Below are 16,341 nucleotides of genomic sequence, written 5' to 3'. Positions count from 1 at the left end.
TGATCGGATTGTTGATGTGCACACAGTGGGCGTATGCGCAATGGAGGTTGGAGAAGAGAGTTGAATGGCTGGATGTGGACCGCTTTGACTTGAACAATCGAGGAGAGGTATACGTGACGAGAAGCAATGGAGATCTAGCGAAATTTGATGCAAATGGACAATTGATGCTCGAGTACTCTCCTAGACTCAGTAACAAAGTGCATCAAGTAGATTTCAATAGTCAGTTTAGGGTGTATCTTTTTTATCGTGATTTTCAAGAGGTCATCATACTTAATCGATATTTGTCTGAACCAGTTCGGTATCTTTTTTCCGATTTTGGGATCGGCTATGTGTCAGATATTGCTCCAGATATGCAGCAAAACATATGGTTGGTAGATATGCATGATTTTTCATTGAAACTCTTCGATCCTAGGCGGAGTGCGCTTGTGGAAGTGAAAAGTTTAGGGAAGATCCTCAACCAGAATACAGCACAAATAGAAGAACTCAAAAATCACCAGAACAGAACCTATCTTATGGATGCTAGCCAAGGAGTACTTGTGTTTGATAATTTGGGAAACTATCTGAATACAATGTTGTTTGATGAAGTATCTAGTTGGGGTTTTTTTAAGGATGAAATCTACTGTATGCAGTACGACAAGTTACTTTTTACTAATTTGTATACCTTCAGAACGCGACAAATAGAGATGCCAAAGGAGAGAGGATTGGGAGTGAGGTATTTTGGCGACAGGCTATATGTTTTTGACGTCAAGGGATTCAGGATATATCAGTATCTTAGCGGTCATAATTGAGGTGATTGAATGAAAAAAATGAAGTGGCTTGTGGTGTGGATGTTCTTGTGCTCGGCGGTGATGTCGTCGTGTAAAGATGATCCCGATTGTAGTCTGGAGCAACCTTACGACGAGTTTGTGATAGGGTTTTATGATGAGCGTTCTTTGGAACTGGACACGTTGCGTTTCGATTTTGTGAGTGCAGAGGGTAGTGATACCATTTTGTACAATAGTGAAGATACACTTTCTTACTTTTCGTTCAAGCTGAACCCTGCGGCGGACTCTGTGACTTACTATTTTCTGACGGGTGTATCGGTAGATACATTGCAGTTGACTTATGATCGCGATTTGGAGTGGCTGTCCGAACGTTGTGGACCGTTTTTTAATTACGCTAAATTAAAGGTTGCTTTTCATACATTTGACTCTGTGAGTGTGGAACAATCTGCGATAGATATTACTGTCGATGAGAATATTAAAATATATAATTAGTTGTGTCTTATTGCTTTCTGCTTTGAGTGGTTTGGCTCAAGAGAAGCGGGTGCGAGATTGGAAGCCGTCAGAGTTGTTTTTGTCCGCAGATGTCGTGGGTATGGCCAGGTTGGTGTCTGGTGACGTGCAGACAGAATTTCAAGCGAAAGTTGATTTTGATCATTTCTACATGGCTGTGGACTGGGGCAGGAGCAACCTGAACTCTGATGGTGAGAATTTTGACTATCAGAGTTCAGGTAATTTTTTTAGAGTAGGTCCTCAAGTGAATTTTACTCCCTATAGTAAAATTAGGAGTAGTATTTATTTTGGGCTGATGTATGCCCATTCTAGTTTTACAGACGAGATCAATTATTTTGTGGTAGGTGATGATTGGGATAATGTGGATTTGTCTTACGAGAACAAGGGGATGAGCGCCAATTGGATGGAAGCGATGATGGGATTAAACGTACGAATAGTGGGGCCTTTGTTTTTGGGCTATACCGTTCGTTTCAAGTTAGCCAAGTGGATGTCTGATTATGAAGTGTTGCAGCCTTATGAGATTCCAGGCTACGGTCAAGCGGACAAGAGTAGTGTGTTTGGGTTCAATTATTACATTACCTATCGGTTTGGGTTTCGAAAGAAGCCCATAGAAACCAAACCCAAAAGGGTGCATTTGAAAGAATAGGGAGGGACGATACGAACAAGAAAAAAGGGGAGAATCATTGTTCACCCCTTTTTATATGACTTTTTCTATTTGGCAACCGCAGTGTTTTCTGCTAGAATATGGGCTTCTTGGCCAAATCCAATGACCTTTCTTGCTTTTACCAATTTGTCAATCGCAAAATCAATTTGGTCATGCGAATGCGAAGACATGAGGGAGAATCGAATGAGCGAGTCTCCACTTTTGACAGCAGGAGAGATTACCGGATTGACAAATACGCCTTCTTCAATGAGGTATTGCGTCAATTTGAATGTTTTTTCGTTGTCTCTGACGTATATCGGTATGATAGGAGATTCTGTGGGGCCTATTTCAAACCCTAGCTCTCGCAGACGTTGAATGGTGTAGTTGGTATTGTCCCATAGTTTGTCAATCAACTGAGGCTCCGTCTTCATCAAGTCCAAGGCTGCCAGTGCACATGCTGCAGAAGAAGGAGGGATGCTAGCACTAAATATGAGTGCACGAGCATGGTGCTTCATGTAGTCAATGGCTACTTTGTCACCTGCTACAAACCCACCGAGTGATGCCAGTGATTTGCTAAAGGTGCCAACGATGAAACTGACGTCATCCACTAGGCCAAAATGAGAGGCCGTTCCTGCTCCATTTTTGCCGATGACCCCTACGGCATGCGCATCGTCCACTATGATTTCTGCGTGGTATTTTTTAGCCAAATCAACGATAGCAGGGAGTTTGACAATATCTCCTTCCATGCTGAATATTCCATCTACAACGATCATTTTGACTGCTCCTGGTTCGAGCTTGGCCAATTGATGCTCTAGCGAGTTCATGTCATTGTGCTTGTATTTGATGACCTTAGAAAATGAGAGTCTCGTCCCGTCAATTATGGATGCATGATCAAATTCATCGATGAGGATGTAGTCATTTCTCCCAGTCATGCTTGAGATGACTCCTAAATTGGTTTGAAACCCAGTGCTGAAGATGAGAGCTGCTTCCTTTTCGAAAAATTCGGCCAATTTGTTTTCGAGCTCTACATGTAGGTCCAGTGTTCCGTTGAGGAATCTAGATCCTGCACAACCTGTGCCATATTTGGCAATGGCATCTTGTGCTGCTTGCTTTACTTTAGGGTGATTGGTCAGTCCAAGATAGCTATTGGAACCAAACATCAATACTTTGTTTCCATTGATCATCACCTCAGTATCTTGATTAGAACCGATTTCTCTAAAATATGGATACAACCCTGCTTCCTTCACTTCGTCAGCATAAGTGTATTTTGCAAGACGATCTTTTAAAATACTCATTCAATAAGTCAGTTTACTATTTGCGTGTATTTGGCCTAAAGATAAGATACACACAACTGTTGTTATTTGATTTTACTCGATTCAGATTGCTTTTTTATACAATCTGTGCTTTTTATATATTTTTCCGTTGATGTTCTTCAACGCTTTATTCATCATTTCGTTGTTTTCTAGAATCCAAGAGGCGTCTCCGTATTCGTAGTTTTTGTTTTTACATTCTTCAAAGGCCTTGGCATAGAAGTAAGCATCAATACCTAGCTTCCTATATTGTTCGACAATTCCAAGGGTGATTACCCTCACTCGATTTATCTTTCTTTTGAAATAAAGTAGTTTAAATATTCCAAAAGGAAACAATCGGCCCTTTTTGAGCCGTTTTAGAGGTTGATTGAGGTCAGGTAGACTAAGCGAAAATGCAACAGGTTGCCCTTCTGCTTCGGCTATCAGCAAGAAATCTGGATCTGCGATGAGCTTGAGGTCTTTTGCCGAATGTTTGAATTCTGCTTCTGTCATTGGGACAAACCCCCAGTTCTTTTCCCACGCCTTGTTGTAGACATAGTAGAGTTTATCTACCTCTTCGTCAAACTTCTTGAGGTTGGCTTTGCGAATAGTGATGCCTTTGGTTACCAATCTATCATAGATCAAGCCAGACATTCGGGTGAGCTTTTCGGGTACGTCATTGGTGTAGATTTGATATGAGAGTAAATCCATATCCAACTCAAACCCATATTTTTCCATGAATTCGGAATAATACGGTTTGTTGTACGTCATCATCAGGGTAGGGGGGAGGTCAAATCCCTCGACGAGTACTCCACAAGACTCGTTGGTAGAGAAGTTGTACGGGCCACCCATGAGCTGAAGGCCTTTGTCTGTGATCCAGTTTTTAGCCGTATCAAAAAGTGCTTGTGCTACTTCATAGTCCTCGATGACATCAAAAAAACCGAAATGCCCCACATGATTGTCGGTGTAGTTGATGTAGTTGTTGTTTTTGATAGCTGCTATACGGCCGACGACTTTGCTCCCCTGATAAGCCAAAAAGAAGTCTGCCTCAGAATGCTGAAAAAACGGGAATTGTTTCTTGTCGAGCATTTCTTTTTGCGCCATAAATAGCTCGGGGACATATTGTGGGTCATTCGCATACAAGTCATGTGGGAAATCAATGAATTGCTTAATGTCTTGTTTGCTTGTTGCTTGTTTGATTGTCGTCATCAGGTGTGATTAGGCATGGGTCAGAAACTGGAACATCGCGCAAAGATATACGATTCGTACTTTATTCCTTTACTCCTTTGATGTTGTTTAGTCATTTGAGAAGGAGAAGGGCAGAGAGGGGCTTTGTTTCCTGGGTGAGTAGGGTAAAAAAAAAGAGCAGAATCACTTCTGCCCTTTCCGAGTCGTTAAACTACTTATTCAGTATTTTAGGCCAAGGCGGACTCTTTTGTTTGTCCGATGTAGCTCTTTAAGTCATTTTCGTCTGAGTAATACGCTAGTGCACTATCTCTCAAATTGTAGTTGGAACTGAGGACTTGTCCGTAGGCTCCCGCTGATTTGATCTGCAATATATCACCTCTTTTCGTAATAGGCATTTCTAATTCACCGAAAACATCAGAACTTTCGCAAATTGGTCCTACTACGGAGTAATTATCTTGGCCAAGAGCAGCATCTGCCGTGATATTTTCGATTTCGTGGTATGAGTCATAGAGTGCAGGACGGATCAATTCGGTCATGCCAGCGTCGATGATCGCGAAATTTTTGGTCGCACCTTTTTTGACATAGAGTACTTTAGAAATCAAAGAGCCACATTGAGCAACCACTGATCGGCCTAGTTCAAAATGAACGGTCTGATTCTCTCTGACATTCAGATGCTCGTGGAATACTGCGAAGTATTTTTCAAAATCAGGAATAGGGTTTTCGTCAGGTGTCAAATAGTCGATACCCAAACCTCCGCCTACATTGATGTGCTCTAGGTTGATTCCTTCCGCTTCGATTTCATCCAAGAGTGTATTGACTTGGTTGCATAGTTTGATGAACGGGTCCATCGATAAAATTTGTGAACCGATATGAAAATGAATCCCTGATAAGGATAGAAAAGGCATTTTTCTGATTTCTGCGATGGCCCTGCTTACCTCACTTATTGGGATACCAAATTTGTTTTCACTGAGTCCAGTGGTGATTTTATGGTGCGTTTTGGCATCTACATTTGGGTTGATTCGAAACGAGATATTAGCCACTCGGTTGTTTTGTTCTGCGATTTCGTTGATAACGACTAGCTCTTCAATAGATTCACAATTGATACTGTGGATGCCATTGGAAATGGCCGTGTGCAGTTCTGCATCACTTTTACCTACTCCTGCAAGGACGATTTCATTGGCTTCAAATCCACAAGATAGTGCTTTTGTGATTTCATTGCCACTGACACAGTCCGCTCCAAGCCCATATTTGCGTATGGTTTTCAGTATGCGGTCTTCGGCGTTTGCTTTGATCGCATAATGCACCTTGAAGTTAGAGCTAGGGACGGCGTCAGTGAGAGACTGGAGCGTAGCTTCTAATAATTCTATGTCGTAGTAATAAAAAGGTGTTTGAATAGCCATTTCTTTAATATTTACACTTTTGGTTCAACAAAAGTATTTTTTAGCGTGGGGGCTGTGAAATAAATGTGAAATATTTTCATATACTTTGCATCGTGTTAATTTCTTAACAGAATGAAAAAAATATCTGATATTGTTGAAGAAGGTATCCGTAAAATGCCGTTTGTAGAGGAAGCCATGAATGCGGGGTTGATCAATTACTCGTCTTTAGCGCGAATGTTGCAGCCTTTCGTCTCCAAAGGTCTGATGAAAGAAGCGACAGAGGCATCTATACTTATGGCGCTCAAGAGGCGCTCTACGATGGGAATGAATTCGCTCAATCTGAACCCCAAGAATTTTAGAGCACATATCGGAGATATATTTGTTCGGTCTGGTTTGTCCACCTATACGTATGTGAATTCGTCTACCTTGACGGAAAATCAGACGAGATTGCTACACGAAATACAAAATGTGCCGGATACCTATTGTTCGTTTACACAGGGAATGTATGAGCGTACACTCATTATCAGTGACAATATATCGGAGCGGGTGGAGCAGATATTCAAAAAGGAGCAATATCTGACAGGCAATCGTGACTTGAGCTCAGCGACAGTTATGCTCAAGGCTTCCAATGTTCGAGCTTATGGGTTGTACTATTATATATTCAAAATGATCGCTTGGTATGGGATCAATATCATTGAGGTGATTTCTACATCAAACGAATTTTCAATCGTGGTGGAATCCAAAAATATAAATGAAGCATTTTCGGTTTTGATGAAGATCAAAACCGACGATAGTGAGATTTAGTCACTCGTTTCGGTGTAGGTCTGACCGCTAGCTGCCAGTCATTTGAGTCGTTCATTTTAGGCATAGGCTTGAGGTAGTTTGAGTGGTCACCCTAAGAGCTATAGTATTTAGATGTATTTGTTCCCAATCATCGATATATTATTGTTGTTTTACTGGCAAGAGAACGGTGTGTTAATCAGGATGAATATTCTATTTGTAATAGTTCTAAATAAACGCTATTTACTACTTAGAAATTAAATGTAAAACACTGTGAATCAATAAATAACGTATGTTTGAAGGGAGGTTGCGAGAAACAATGGGTTTTTAGCGCGAATTCTACCTTTGAAATTGAAAAACCCGTGCCTACATTTGCATCCACTTTTTTGTATAAAAGGAAAGCAAAAACTGATGTTAAAAAAATATAGTTACTATTCTATTAAGGGGCGTAACACCTTCAAGTGCGTGTTGTTCCTATCACTAATTTTTTCAGTTTTATTGACTCAAAATGTAGCTGTGGCGCAAGAAGCCGGTGGTGATATACCGAGCGATGAGGCAGTAATATCTAGCGGAGAAAAATTGTTCAAGGCCAATTGTACGGTATGTCATGCGGTCAATGAAAAAGTAGTTGGTCCTGCACTCAAGGACGTGCACAAGCGGAGAGATGTTGCGTGGATTACGGCGTTTGTCCAAAATTCTCAGAAAGTAATCAAGGGAGGAGATGAATATGCAGTGAAGTTGTACGAGGAGTACAATAAAACTGAAATGACATCTTTTGATTTTTCTGATGACGAGATACTGTCGATAGTGGCTTATCTCAAAGCAGAATCAAACAAAGCACCTGAGGCAGCAGCAGTCGCTACGACTGATGCTGGAGGAGCGTCTGCTGCTGTAGAGGAGCCTTCTGGTTTGGTCAATGTACTGATGATTGCTATTATGATCATCTTGGTATTGATCCTTGTGGTGCTGGCGATGATCATCTCTTTGTTGAAGAAGTATTTGGCACAGAAGGATGGTCTAGCTGAAGAAGATCAAGAAATTGTAAGTCAAACATTCGATGTAGGCGCATTGGTCAAGAGCAATGCTTTCTTAGGATTGGTTGCATTCATATTTACTGCGATCGTACTGAAGGCAGTCATCGATGGTTTGTTTACTATCGGTGTGCAGCAAGGTTATGAACCTACTCAGCCTATTGCATTCTCTCACAAAATCCATGCAGGAGACAATCAAATCGATTGTAACTACTGTCACACGGGGGTGAGAAAGAGTAAAAATGCTAATATCCCTTCACCTAACATCTGTATGAATTGTCACTCAGCCATCAAGACGGAATCTCCAGAGATCCAGAAGATATATGCTGCTGTGGAAAATAATCAACCAATTGAATGGGTGAGAATTCACAATTTGCCGGATTTGGCATATTTCAATCACTCCCAACACGTCGCTGTAGGCGAAATAGAGTGTCAAACATGTCATGGGCCTATCGAGGAGATGGACGTGGTGTATCAATATGCTCCTTTGACTATGGGATGGTGTATCAACTGTCATAGAGAGACTGATATCAATGCCAAAGGCAATGAATACTATGACAACCTAGTCGAATTGCATGCTGAGCATAGCAAAGAACCAATGAAGGTTGAAGACAATGGCGGACTTGAGTGCGCTAAGTGTCACTATTAATTATTTGAAAAGAATATTTGGGATAGATATCATAAAATGAAAGAAACCAAAAAGCAATACTGGAAAGGATTAGAGGAATTGACCAAAAATCCAGAATTCGAGAAAAATGCTGAAAAAGAATTTCCTGAGTATTTGCCGATTAATGGTGAATCTGAAGGAAATGGTGCAAGTAGAAGGGACTTTTTGAAGTTGATGGGCTTTGGTGTTGCTGCGGCATCACTGGCGGCTTGTGAGACTCCTGTCAGAAAGGCTATCCCTTACTTGAATAAGCCAACGGATGTGGATCCGGGTATTCCTAACTACTACGCATCGACCTATGTCAATGGTAGCGATTATTGTAGTGTAGTGGTGAAGACAAGAGAGGGGAGACCAATCAAGATAGGTGGCAATAAGCTCTCAAGTATCAGTGCAGGTGGGACTTCATCACAAGTGGAGGCTTCTGTACTTTCTCTATATGATAAAGAAAGGTTGACAGGGCCAGAGTTGAATGGAAAAGCTACGACTTGGGCTGATTTAGACAAGGAAGTGGTAGCCAAGCTTTCTGCGGCGGGCAAAATTGCTTTGGTGAGTAACTCAGTGTTTTCTCCATCCACGTTAGCAGCTATCGACGAACTCAAAGCAAAGTATGCAGGTGTTGAGCATTTTCAATACGATCAAGTTTCTTTCAGTGGTATGCTAGCTGCCAACGAGCAGTCTTTTGGCAAGCGAGTGGTTCCTTCATATGATTTCAGTCAAGCCGATACGATCGTGTCATTTGATGCGGATTTCTTGGGCAACTGGATGAATCACACTTTGCATAGCAAGCAATTTGCACAAACAAGAAAATTGTCAGATAAGAAAAAGACCATGTCTAGATTGTATTCATTTGAGTCCAATCTCTCATTGACAGGGTCAAACGCTGATTATCGTGTAGCGATCAAACCTTCTCAGCAGGCAGCGTACATTGCCAACTTGTACAACCTGTTGGCGGCTAAAGCAGGAGCCTCATCGATTACAGCTCCTAAAGTAGCAGACTCCGCAGTACTGGGCAGGGCAGCAAAGGATCTTTGGGCAAGCAAAGGGAAGTCATTGATCGTGTCTGGATCAAATGATGCCAATGTGCAAATGATTGTCAATGGAATCAATAGCCTATTGGGGTGCTATGGCACTACGATAGATTTATCTTCTGTTGTCAATACAAGAAAAGGAAACGATAAAGAAATTGTAAACTTCATCAAGAGTCTCAATGCAGGGAACTACGATGGAGTTTTGTTTTATAACTGTAACCCAGTTTATGATCATGCTCTTGGGGCCCAATTGGCAGAGGGGTTGAAGAAAGCGAAATTTACGCTTTCTACTTCCGATCGTAAGGATGAGACAGCTTCTTTGGTGCAGGTGATTGCTCCTGATAACCACTATTTGGAGTCATGGAATGATTTTGAGGCAGTAACGGGCAAGTTTAGCTTTTCACAACCTACCATTTCACCGTTGTTTGATACAAGACAAGCGGGAGAATCTTTCTTGGCGTGGGCAGGAAATAGCACCTCTTACTTTGACTATGTGAAAGGAAGATGGACGGCTGATCAATCTGGTGATGTGCAAGGATTCTGGGATAAGACGCTCCAAGATGGAGTGATCGAAAAAGAAATATCAAGTGAGGCTGTGGTCTTCAGTGGGGATGTGAGTGCTGCAGCTGCTGCGGTTACTACTACTGGTTCTGCGATTGAACTCGCGGTATATGAAAACTATGCAGTGGGTAATGGTACTCAGGCGAACAACCCGTGGTTGCAAGAGATGCCTGATCCGATTACTAAAGCGGTTTGGGACAATTACCTGACTATTTCTCCTGCTATGGCTGAGGAATTGGGTCTTGTTCTAGGAGATATGAAGACTCAGTTGGTTACTTTGACTGTAGGAAATCAGTCACTCAAGTTGCCTGCATTGGTGCAGCCAGGGCAGGCCAAAGGGACTGTTGGAGTGGCAATCGGATTTGGTAGAACCAAGGGTGGAAAAGTAGCCAACGGTGTAGGAGTTAACGCCTACCCATTGATTAGCTACAAGTCAGGAACGCAAGATTTGAATATTACCTCTGGTGTCAAAGTGGAAATGAGCGGTGAAGAATATCGTATAGCTCAAACACAAACTCATCAGACATATATGGGGAGAGAGAATGTGATTCAAGAATCTATTCTTTCCAAGTACCAAAAGGATGCAGGAGCAGGCCGGTACAACCCAATGATTTCAACCTATTCAGGTAAGGAAAAGCCAGGAGCAATTTCTTTATGGTCTGGACATGAGTATCCAAACCATCACTGGGGGATGACCATTGATTTGAACTCATGTACGGGTTGTGGATCATGTACAGTGTCATGTCAAGCAGAAAACAACGTTCCTGTAGTGGGTAAAGAAGAGGTGCTCAACCGTAGAGAAATGACATGGTTGAGAATCGATAGGTACTATAGCTTCGATCAGGAGATTGTGGACGGTACTGATGGCGCAATGGCTAAGAATGCTCAGATGGAAGTAGCTGCTGAAAATCCAGAAGTGACTTTCCAACCGATGATGTGTCAGCAGTGTAACAATGCTCCATGTGAGACGGTTTGTCCCGTAGCAGCAACCAACCATTCTACGGAGGGGCTCAACCAAATGGCCTACAACAGATGTATAGGTACGAGATATTGTGCAAACAACTGTCCATATAAAGTAAGAAGGTTCAATTGGTTCAAATATCATGACAATGATCAGTTCCCGGACAACACTTCAATGAACAATGATTTGGGTAAAATGGTATTGAACCCAGACGTGACGGTGAGATCAAGAGGTGTCATGGAGAAGTGTTCTTTCTGTGTTCAGAGAATTCAGGCAGGTAAGCTAAGTGCAAAAATGGAAGGAAGAAGACCAGTGGATGGTGAGATTACTTCTGCATGTGCGGCTTCTTGTCCTACCGAGGCGCTTGTCTTCGGTGATATGAAGGATCCTAATTCTAAAATCTCTAAGTTGTTGAAACTAGAGGAAGGTGAGAATGGACCAGAAGTGAAAGAGCCTAGAGCTTACCATGTATTGGAAGAGCTCTCTGTGAAACCAAACGTTTGGTACTTCACGAAGATTAGAAACAAGGAAAACGAAAAGCAAGGTTAATAAATTAGATTAATATGCACGCAGAAGCAGTAGTTCGTAAACCTCTCGTCACAGGGGGGAAAACAGTTCACGACGTAACTGACGACATTTGCAGTAGAGTAGAGGAGAAACCAGCCAAGTCTTGGTTGCTAGCCATGGCGATATCGCTTGGCTTGTTGACCTTCGGCGCTTATGCTGTCTTCCGTCTCGTATGGGATGGTATTGGTAGCTGGGGTCTGAATAAGACTGTCGGCTGGGCCTGGGATATCACCAACTTTGTATGGTGGGTAGGTATTGGTCACGCCGGTACATTGATCTCAGCCATTTTGTTGCTTTTCAGACAGCGATGGAGAATGTCTATCAACAGAGCAGCAGAAGCAATGACCATTTTTGCGGTTATTTGTGCTTTGCAGTTTCCACTTCTCCACATGGGGCGACCATGGATTGGAGGAATTTGGGCTCTGCCATTACCGAACACCTATGGGTCACTTTGGGTAAACTTCAATTCCCCGCTTCTTTGGGATGTGTTTGCGATTTCAACTTATTTTTCGGTTTCTCTCGTCTTTTGGTATATCGGTTTGATTCCCGATTTTGCTACGATCAGAGATAGAGCGACGGGACTAAGACAAAAAATATACGGAACCTTGAGTTTTGGATGGGATGGTGCCGCCAAGACTTGGTCTAGGTACGAAACCGTTGCCTTAGTATTGGCGGGGTTGGCAACACCTCTTGTACTATCTGTTCACACCATTGTATCCTTTGACTTTGCTACTTCGGTGATACCTGGATGGCATACGACGATTTTTCCTCCATACTTTGTGGCAGGAGCGATCTTCTCTGGATTTGCCATGGTATTGACGTTGCTTTTGGTGACACGCCGAGTGTACAAATTGGAAGACTATATTACAATGCAGCACATGGAGTTGATGAACATCATCATCATGGTGACAGGGTCTATTGTAGGAGTGGCCTACATTACTGAGCTTTTCATTGCTTGGTATTCTGGAGTAGAGGGAGAGCAGTACGCATTCCTCAATAGAGTAAGTGGTCCTTACGCATGGGCATATTTCTCTATGATGACTTGTAACGTGATCTCCCCACAACTGTTCTGGTTCAAGAAAATCAGAACAAACATTGCAGCGACATTTGTGATTTCAATCATTGTGAACATCGGGATGTGGTTTGAGCGATTTGTAATTATTGTTACTTCACTTCATAGAGACTTCTTGCCTTCTTCTTGGGCGATGTTCTACCCTACTTGGGTGGATATGGGTGTGTATATTTTCACATTTGGATTGTTTTTTACACTCTTCTTCTTGTTTGCTAAGTTCTTCCCTGTGATCAACATGGCTGAGGTGAAAAGTATTGTAAAAGCTACTGGAGAAAAAACTGACAAATAAAATGAGCGGAAATAAGAATTTTGTACTTGGTGTATATGATGACGAAGACTTGTTGCTGAAGGCAATCAAGGATGTACGTCAAAGCGGAGTTAAGATTTACGAAGTGTTTTCTCCATTTCCTGTTCATGGAATAGACGATGTGTTGGGATACAAGGGGTCAAGGTTGTCTATCGCAGCTTTCATTTTTGGATTGCTAGGTACCACATTGGCTTTGACCATGCAGATTGGTATGATGACTTTTGATTGGCCGATGATTATTGGGGGTAAAGATTTCTTTCCGTTTCCAACTTTCATTCCTGTGACCTTTGAGTTGACCGTATTGTTGGGAGCATTTGGGATGTGTGGTACTTTCTTCGTAGTGAGTAACCTCAAGCCTTGGGCAAAGCCAAGAATATTTGATTTGAGAATAACAGATGATAAGCACATTGTGGCAATTGATCTGGATAAAAACTCAATGAGTGAAGACGAAATCAAAAAGGCGCTGGAGGCATCAGGGGCCCAAGAGGTCAATAACAAAAGTTTTGAATAATTCAACTGGAGTCGAAATTACGAAATGATGAAATTGAATACATATATTAAAGGAATTGCAGTTGCAGTGGGAGCTTATGTGCTGACGTCATGTGCTGCGGGAGTAGATGAAACGGGTGTGGAATATGCTCCACAGATGTATCACTCAGTTCCTTACGAAGGTTTGGCACAGGTCACAGATACAGAAGCTGGTAGATGGTTGACTTCTCAAGAAGGAGGCCCTGCTGAGTTCTATACTTCAAATCCTAATAACCCTCATGCAATGAACATGAGAGAACCTGTGACTAATACGGTACGAAGAGGTGAATCACTGCCTTATAGAATACCAAAGGATTCTATTGAATTGGCAGGTAGAGTGATGACCAATCCACTCCCGGAGACTGACGAAGTACTGGCAGAAGGGAAAGTTCTTTTTACACGATTTTGCTGGCATTGTCATGGTGATCAAGGTCTGGGCGATGGCCCTGTAGGACAGAAGTTCAAAGGGGTGACTCCATATACATCTAGAGCAGTGAAGGACAAGCCTGAAGGGCATATTTTTCACGTGATCACTTACGGTAAAGGCAGAATGGGCTCACATGCTTCGCAGCTCAGTATTGAGGAACGATGGAAAATCGTTCGTTATGTTCAAACTCTTCAAAAACAATAATTCTTAAAATAGTAAAGAAAGATGAGCGACGAGAAATATATATTTTCAGCGGGAGCTAAGAAGAACCTTTTTATTACGCTGGCAGTAGGGATAGTCTTGGCTGTTTTAGGAGTTGTATTGATGAACTCTGTAGGACACCATGATAGTCACGGTGCGGAGCATGCGGTAGAGACTGCAGCCACACACGCTGGTGATCATGCAACACATGGCGAGCATGCTACCGAAGCAGGTGGTGAGCATCATGCAGAATATAGTTGGGTGCACAGATTGAAGGCGAATCTTTGGATCAATAACCTGTACTTTACAGGATTGGCGATCATTGGTGTGTTTTTCATTTGTATACAGTATGTGGCGCAAGCAGGTTGGTCTGTGGGTGTCAAAAGAATTCCTATGGCAATGGCCAGTTACTTGCCGATTGCTGCAGTGTTGATGATTGTGGTATGGTTGACATCTAACCACGAACTGTTTCACTGGACGCATGCTTCACTTTATGATGTGAACAGTGCTGATTTTGATGAAGTGATTTACAATAAGAAAGGCTATTTGAACTTCGGTTTTTATATGGCGAGAATGGTTATTTTCTTTGGTGTATGGTATGTGCTTTTCATCCAAATCAGAAAACATATGTTGGCCGAAGATATTGAAGGTGGTACGACTCGATGGAAGAAATTGGTAGGGTTGTCTGCTATATTTATTGTATTCTTTGGTTACTCTTCTTCTATCGCGGCTTGGGATTGGGTGATGTCCATAGATCCTCACTGGTTTTCTACCATGTTTGGTTGGTATGTGTTTGCCAGTTGGTGGGTTTCAGGTTTGGCATTCATCACTTTTGTGGCAGTGTTGCTCAAAGACAAGGGGTACTTGTCAGTCGTCAATGCAAATCATTTGCATGACCTAGGTAAGTTTGTATGGGGCTTCAGTATTTTTTGGACGTACATTTGGTTCTCTCAGTTCCTTTTGATTTACTATGCCAATATTCCAGAAGAGACCATTTATTTTGTAGAGCGATTGAAAAGCGATTTCTACTCTAAGATATTCTTCATGAATTTGATTGTAAACTTTGTTTTACCATTCTTGTTGTTGATGACACGTGATTCCAAGAGGCATGCACGAATTTTGAAGGTGGTTTGCCCAATTGTTTTGGTGGGGCATTGGTTTGATTTCTATTTGATGATCACTCCAGGTGTGTTGAAGGAAAACGGAGATTTTGGATTCCTAGAAGTGGGCTTGATGTTGATTTATGCTTCTACATTCGTCTATGTCGTGTTACACTCATTGGCCAAACATCCTTTGGTTGCAAAGAATCACCCGATGTACAATGAGGCATTGAATCATCATATTTAATAGATAGTAAGAAATTAAAATATATAAATAGGCATGCTGAATTTTGTAATCTTAGTATCGGTAATTCTAATTGGAGCCATATTGGTGACCATATTTAGAGCCCATACACTGGTACAAGTAGTAAGGGGAAGTAAAGACGGAGCGTCTTTAGGAAAGAGTAATAAGATCAATGCTGCATTGTTTCTTGTTTTCTTGGTTGCAGGTATAGTTTTGTTTTTCGGCTACTCGTATACGCAGTTTGATCGCTACACTGTACCAGTAGCTTCTGAGCACGGTGCGGTGACCTTCAAGTTGTTTTGGATCACTACGGCGATCACTACAGCGGCATTTATACTTACTCACATCGTTTTGTTTTGGTTTGCATATCGATACCAGCATAAACCAGGCAACGTGGCTAATTTTTACCCTCACAATGACAAGTTAGAGTTGATATGGACGATCGTTCCTGCCATTGTTTTGGCATTGTTGATTTTTTCAGGTTTCAAGGCTTGGGTGAAAATAACGGATCAAGCACCTGAAAATGCAGAGGTAATTGAGGTGTTTGGGTACCAATATGCATGGTCCTCTCGCTATCCTGGTCCTGACGGTAAATTGGGGCCGAGCGACTATAAATTGATTGATACAGACAACAAGTTAGGGGTGGACTTTAGCAATCAGTATTCCAAAGATGATTTCTTGCCTCGAGAGATTCATATTCCTAAAGGAAAGCCAGTTCTGTTCAAAATTAGAGCAAGAGATGTGATTCACAGTGTTTATGTGCCGCACTTTAGATTACAGATGAATGCGGTACCAGGTATGCCTACACAATTTTGGTTTGTACCGACTAAGTCTACAGCTGATATGGCTGCTGAGACTGGGAACCCAGATTTTACATATGAGCTTGTATGTAACAAGATTTGTGGAAAAGGGCATTTTGCGATGAGAGCTACGATCGTAGTGGATGAACCTGCAGAGTACGAGAAGTGGAAGGCTTCGCAGAAGTCATGGTTGTCTAAGAATCCTGAATATTTATCGAGAATAGAGACTGTAAGTCCAATCGAGACTGCAGTGGCAAAAGAAGAGATTGAGGAAGCGCAAGCTTCACTATAATA

General features: G+C 42.0%; 14 protein-coding genes. 11 read left to right on the top strand and 3 right to left on the bottom strand.

The genetic code is table 11. The features are described 5' to 3' along the window. The first annotated feature begins 14 nt into the window (after positions 1 to 14). Genes BFP72_RS14500 through BFP72_RS14490 form a run of 3 tightly spaced genes read left to right on the top strand, consistent with a single transcriptional unit; the run spans position 15 to position 1,920 of the window. Entirely contained in the window at positions 15 to 788 is a 774-nt protein-coding gene (locus BFP72_RS14500; protein WP_143520087.1) for a hypothetical protein, read from the top strand. Between the two features lie 9 nt (positions 789 to 797). Beyond that, a complete protein-coding gene (locus tag BFP72_RS14495) occupies positions 798 to 1,256 on the top strand; it encodes a DUF6452 family protein (RefSeq protein ID WP_099599821.1) in 459 nt (152 codons plus the stop codon). Further along, entirely contained in the window at positions 1,231 to 1,920 is a 690-nt protein-coding gene (locus BFP72_RS14490; protein WP_143520086.1) for a DUF6048 family protein, read from the top strand. The genes BFP72_RS14495 and BFP72_RS14490 overlap by 26 nt, the downstream gene beginning before the upstream one ends. A gap of 65 nt (positions 1,921 to 1,985) precedes the next feature. Here BFP72_RS14490 and BFP72_RS14485 read toward each other — a convergent pair whose 3' ends face one another. The 3 genes from BFP72_RS14485 to lysA all read right to left on the bottom strand — a co-directional run bounded on the left by BFP72_RS14485 (position 1,986) and on the right by lysA (position 5,794). Next, a complete protein-coding gene (locus BFP72_RS14485) occupies positions 1,986 to 3,212 on the bottom strand; it encodes a pyridoxal phosphate-dependent aminotransferase family protein (RefSeq protein ID WP_099599819.1) in 1,227 nt (408 codons plus the stop codon). Positions 3,213 to 3,293: 81 nt separating this feature from the next. After that, positions 3,294 to 4,415, bottom strand: coding sequence for a hypothetical protein (locus BFP72_RS14480; RefSeq protein ID WP_099599818.1), 1,122 nt, complete (start codon positions 4,413 to 4,415; stop codon positions 3,294 to 3,296). Positions 4,416 to 4,621: 206 nt separating this feature from the next. Beyond that, positions 4,622 to 5,794 carry a diaminopimelate decarboxylase gene (lysA, locus tag BFP72_RS14475; protein WP_099599817.1) on the bottom strand — a complete coding sequence of 391 codons (1,173 nt, stop codon included), beginning with the start codon at positions 5,792 to 5,794 and terminating at the stop codon, positions 4,622 to 4,624. A 111-nt stretch (positions 5,795 to 5,905) separates the two neighbouring features. Between lysA and BFP72_RS14470 the strand changes: the two genes are divergently transcribed. The 8 genes from BFP72_RS14470 to BFP72_RS14435 all read left to right on the top strand — a co-directional run bounded on the left by BFP72_RS14470 (position 5,906) and on the right by BFP72_RS14435 (position 16,339). Beyond that, positions 5,906 to 6,577, top strand: a complete 672-nt coding sequence (locus BFP72_RS14470) for an aspartate kinase (RefSeq protein WP_099599816.1) — start codon at positions 5,906 to 5,908, stop codon at positions 6,575 to 6,577. A 492-nt stretch (positions 6,578 to 7,069) separates the two neighbouring features. Beyond that, positions 7,070 to 8,233 carry a c-type cytochrome gene (locus BFP72_RS14465; RefSeq protein ID WP_255397225.1) on the top strand — a complete coding sequence of 388 codons (1,164 nt, stop codon included), beginning with the start codon at positions 7,070 to 7,072 and terminating at the stop codon, positions 8,231 to 8,233. A gap of 36 nt (positions 8,234 to 8,269) precedes the next feature. After that, positions 8,270 to 11,350: a TAT-variant-translocated molybdopterin oxidoreductase gene (locus BFP72_RS14460; RefSeq protein WP_099599814.1), complete on the top strand. Its 3,081-nt coding sequence runs from the start codon at positions 8,270 to 8,272 to the stop codon at positions 11,348 to 11,350. Positions 11,351 to 11,364: 14 nt separating this feature from the next. Next, positions 11,365 to 12,729: an NrfD/PsrC family molybdoenzyme membrane anchor subunit gene (gene nrfD / locus BFP72_RS14455; protein ID WP_099599813.1), complete on the top strand. Its 1,365-nt coding sequence runs from the start codon at positions 11,365 to 11,367 to the stop codon at positions 12,727 to 12,729. A 1-nt stretch (position 12,730) separates the two neighbouring features. Continuing rightward, positions 12,731 to 13,258 carry a DUF3341 domain-containing protein gene (locus tag BFP72_RS14450; RefSeq protein WP_099599812.1) on the top strand — a complete coding sequence of 176 codons (528 nt, stop codon included), beginning with the start codon at positions 12,731 to 12,733 and terminating at the stop codon, positions 13,256 to 13,258. Positions 13,259 to 13,282: 24 nt separating this feature from the next. After that, positions 13,283 to 13,906, top strand: coding sequence for a cytochrome c (locus BFP72_RS14445; protein WP_369824126.1), 624 nt, complete (start codon positions 13,283 to 13,285; stop codon positions 13,904 to 13,906). A 21-nt stretch (positions 13,907 to 13,927) separates the two neighbouring features. Then, positions 13,928 to 15,250, top strand: coding sequence for a quinol:cytochrome C oxidoreductase (locus BFP72_RS14440; protein WP_099599810.1), 1,323 nt, complete (start codon positions 13,928 to 13,930; stop codon positions 15,248 to 15,250). A gap of 33 nt (positions 15,251 to 15,283) precedes the next feature. Further along, positions 15,284 to 16,339, top strand: a complete 1,056-nt coding sequence (locus BFP72_RS14435; RefSeq protein WP_099599809.1) for a cytochrome c oxidase subunit II — start codon at positions 15,284 to 15,286, stop codon at positions 16,337 to 16,339. Positions 16,340 to 16,341: the final 2 nt, after the last annotated feature.

Origin of the sequence: Reichenbachiella sp. 5M10 (assembly GCF_002742335.1) — a bacterium.
Lineage (GTDB): Bacteria > Bacteroidota > Bacteroidia > Cytophagales > Cyclobacteriaceae > Reichenbachiella.
This window is presented reverse-complemented; position numbering and strand designations above follow the sequence as displayed.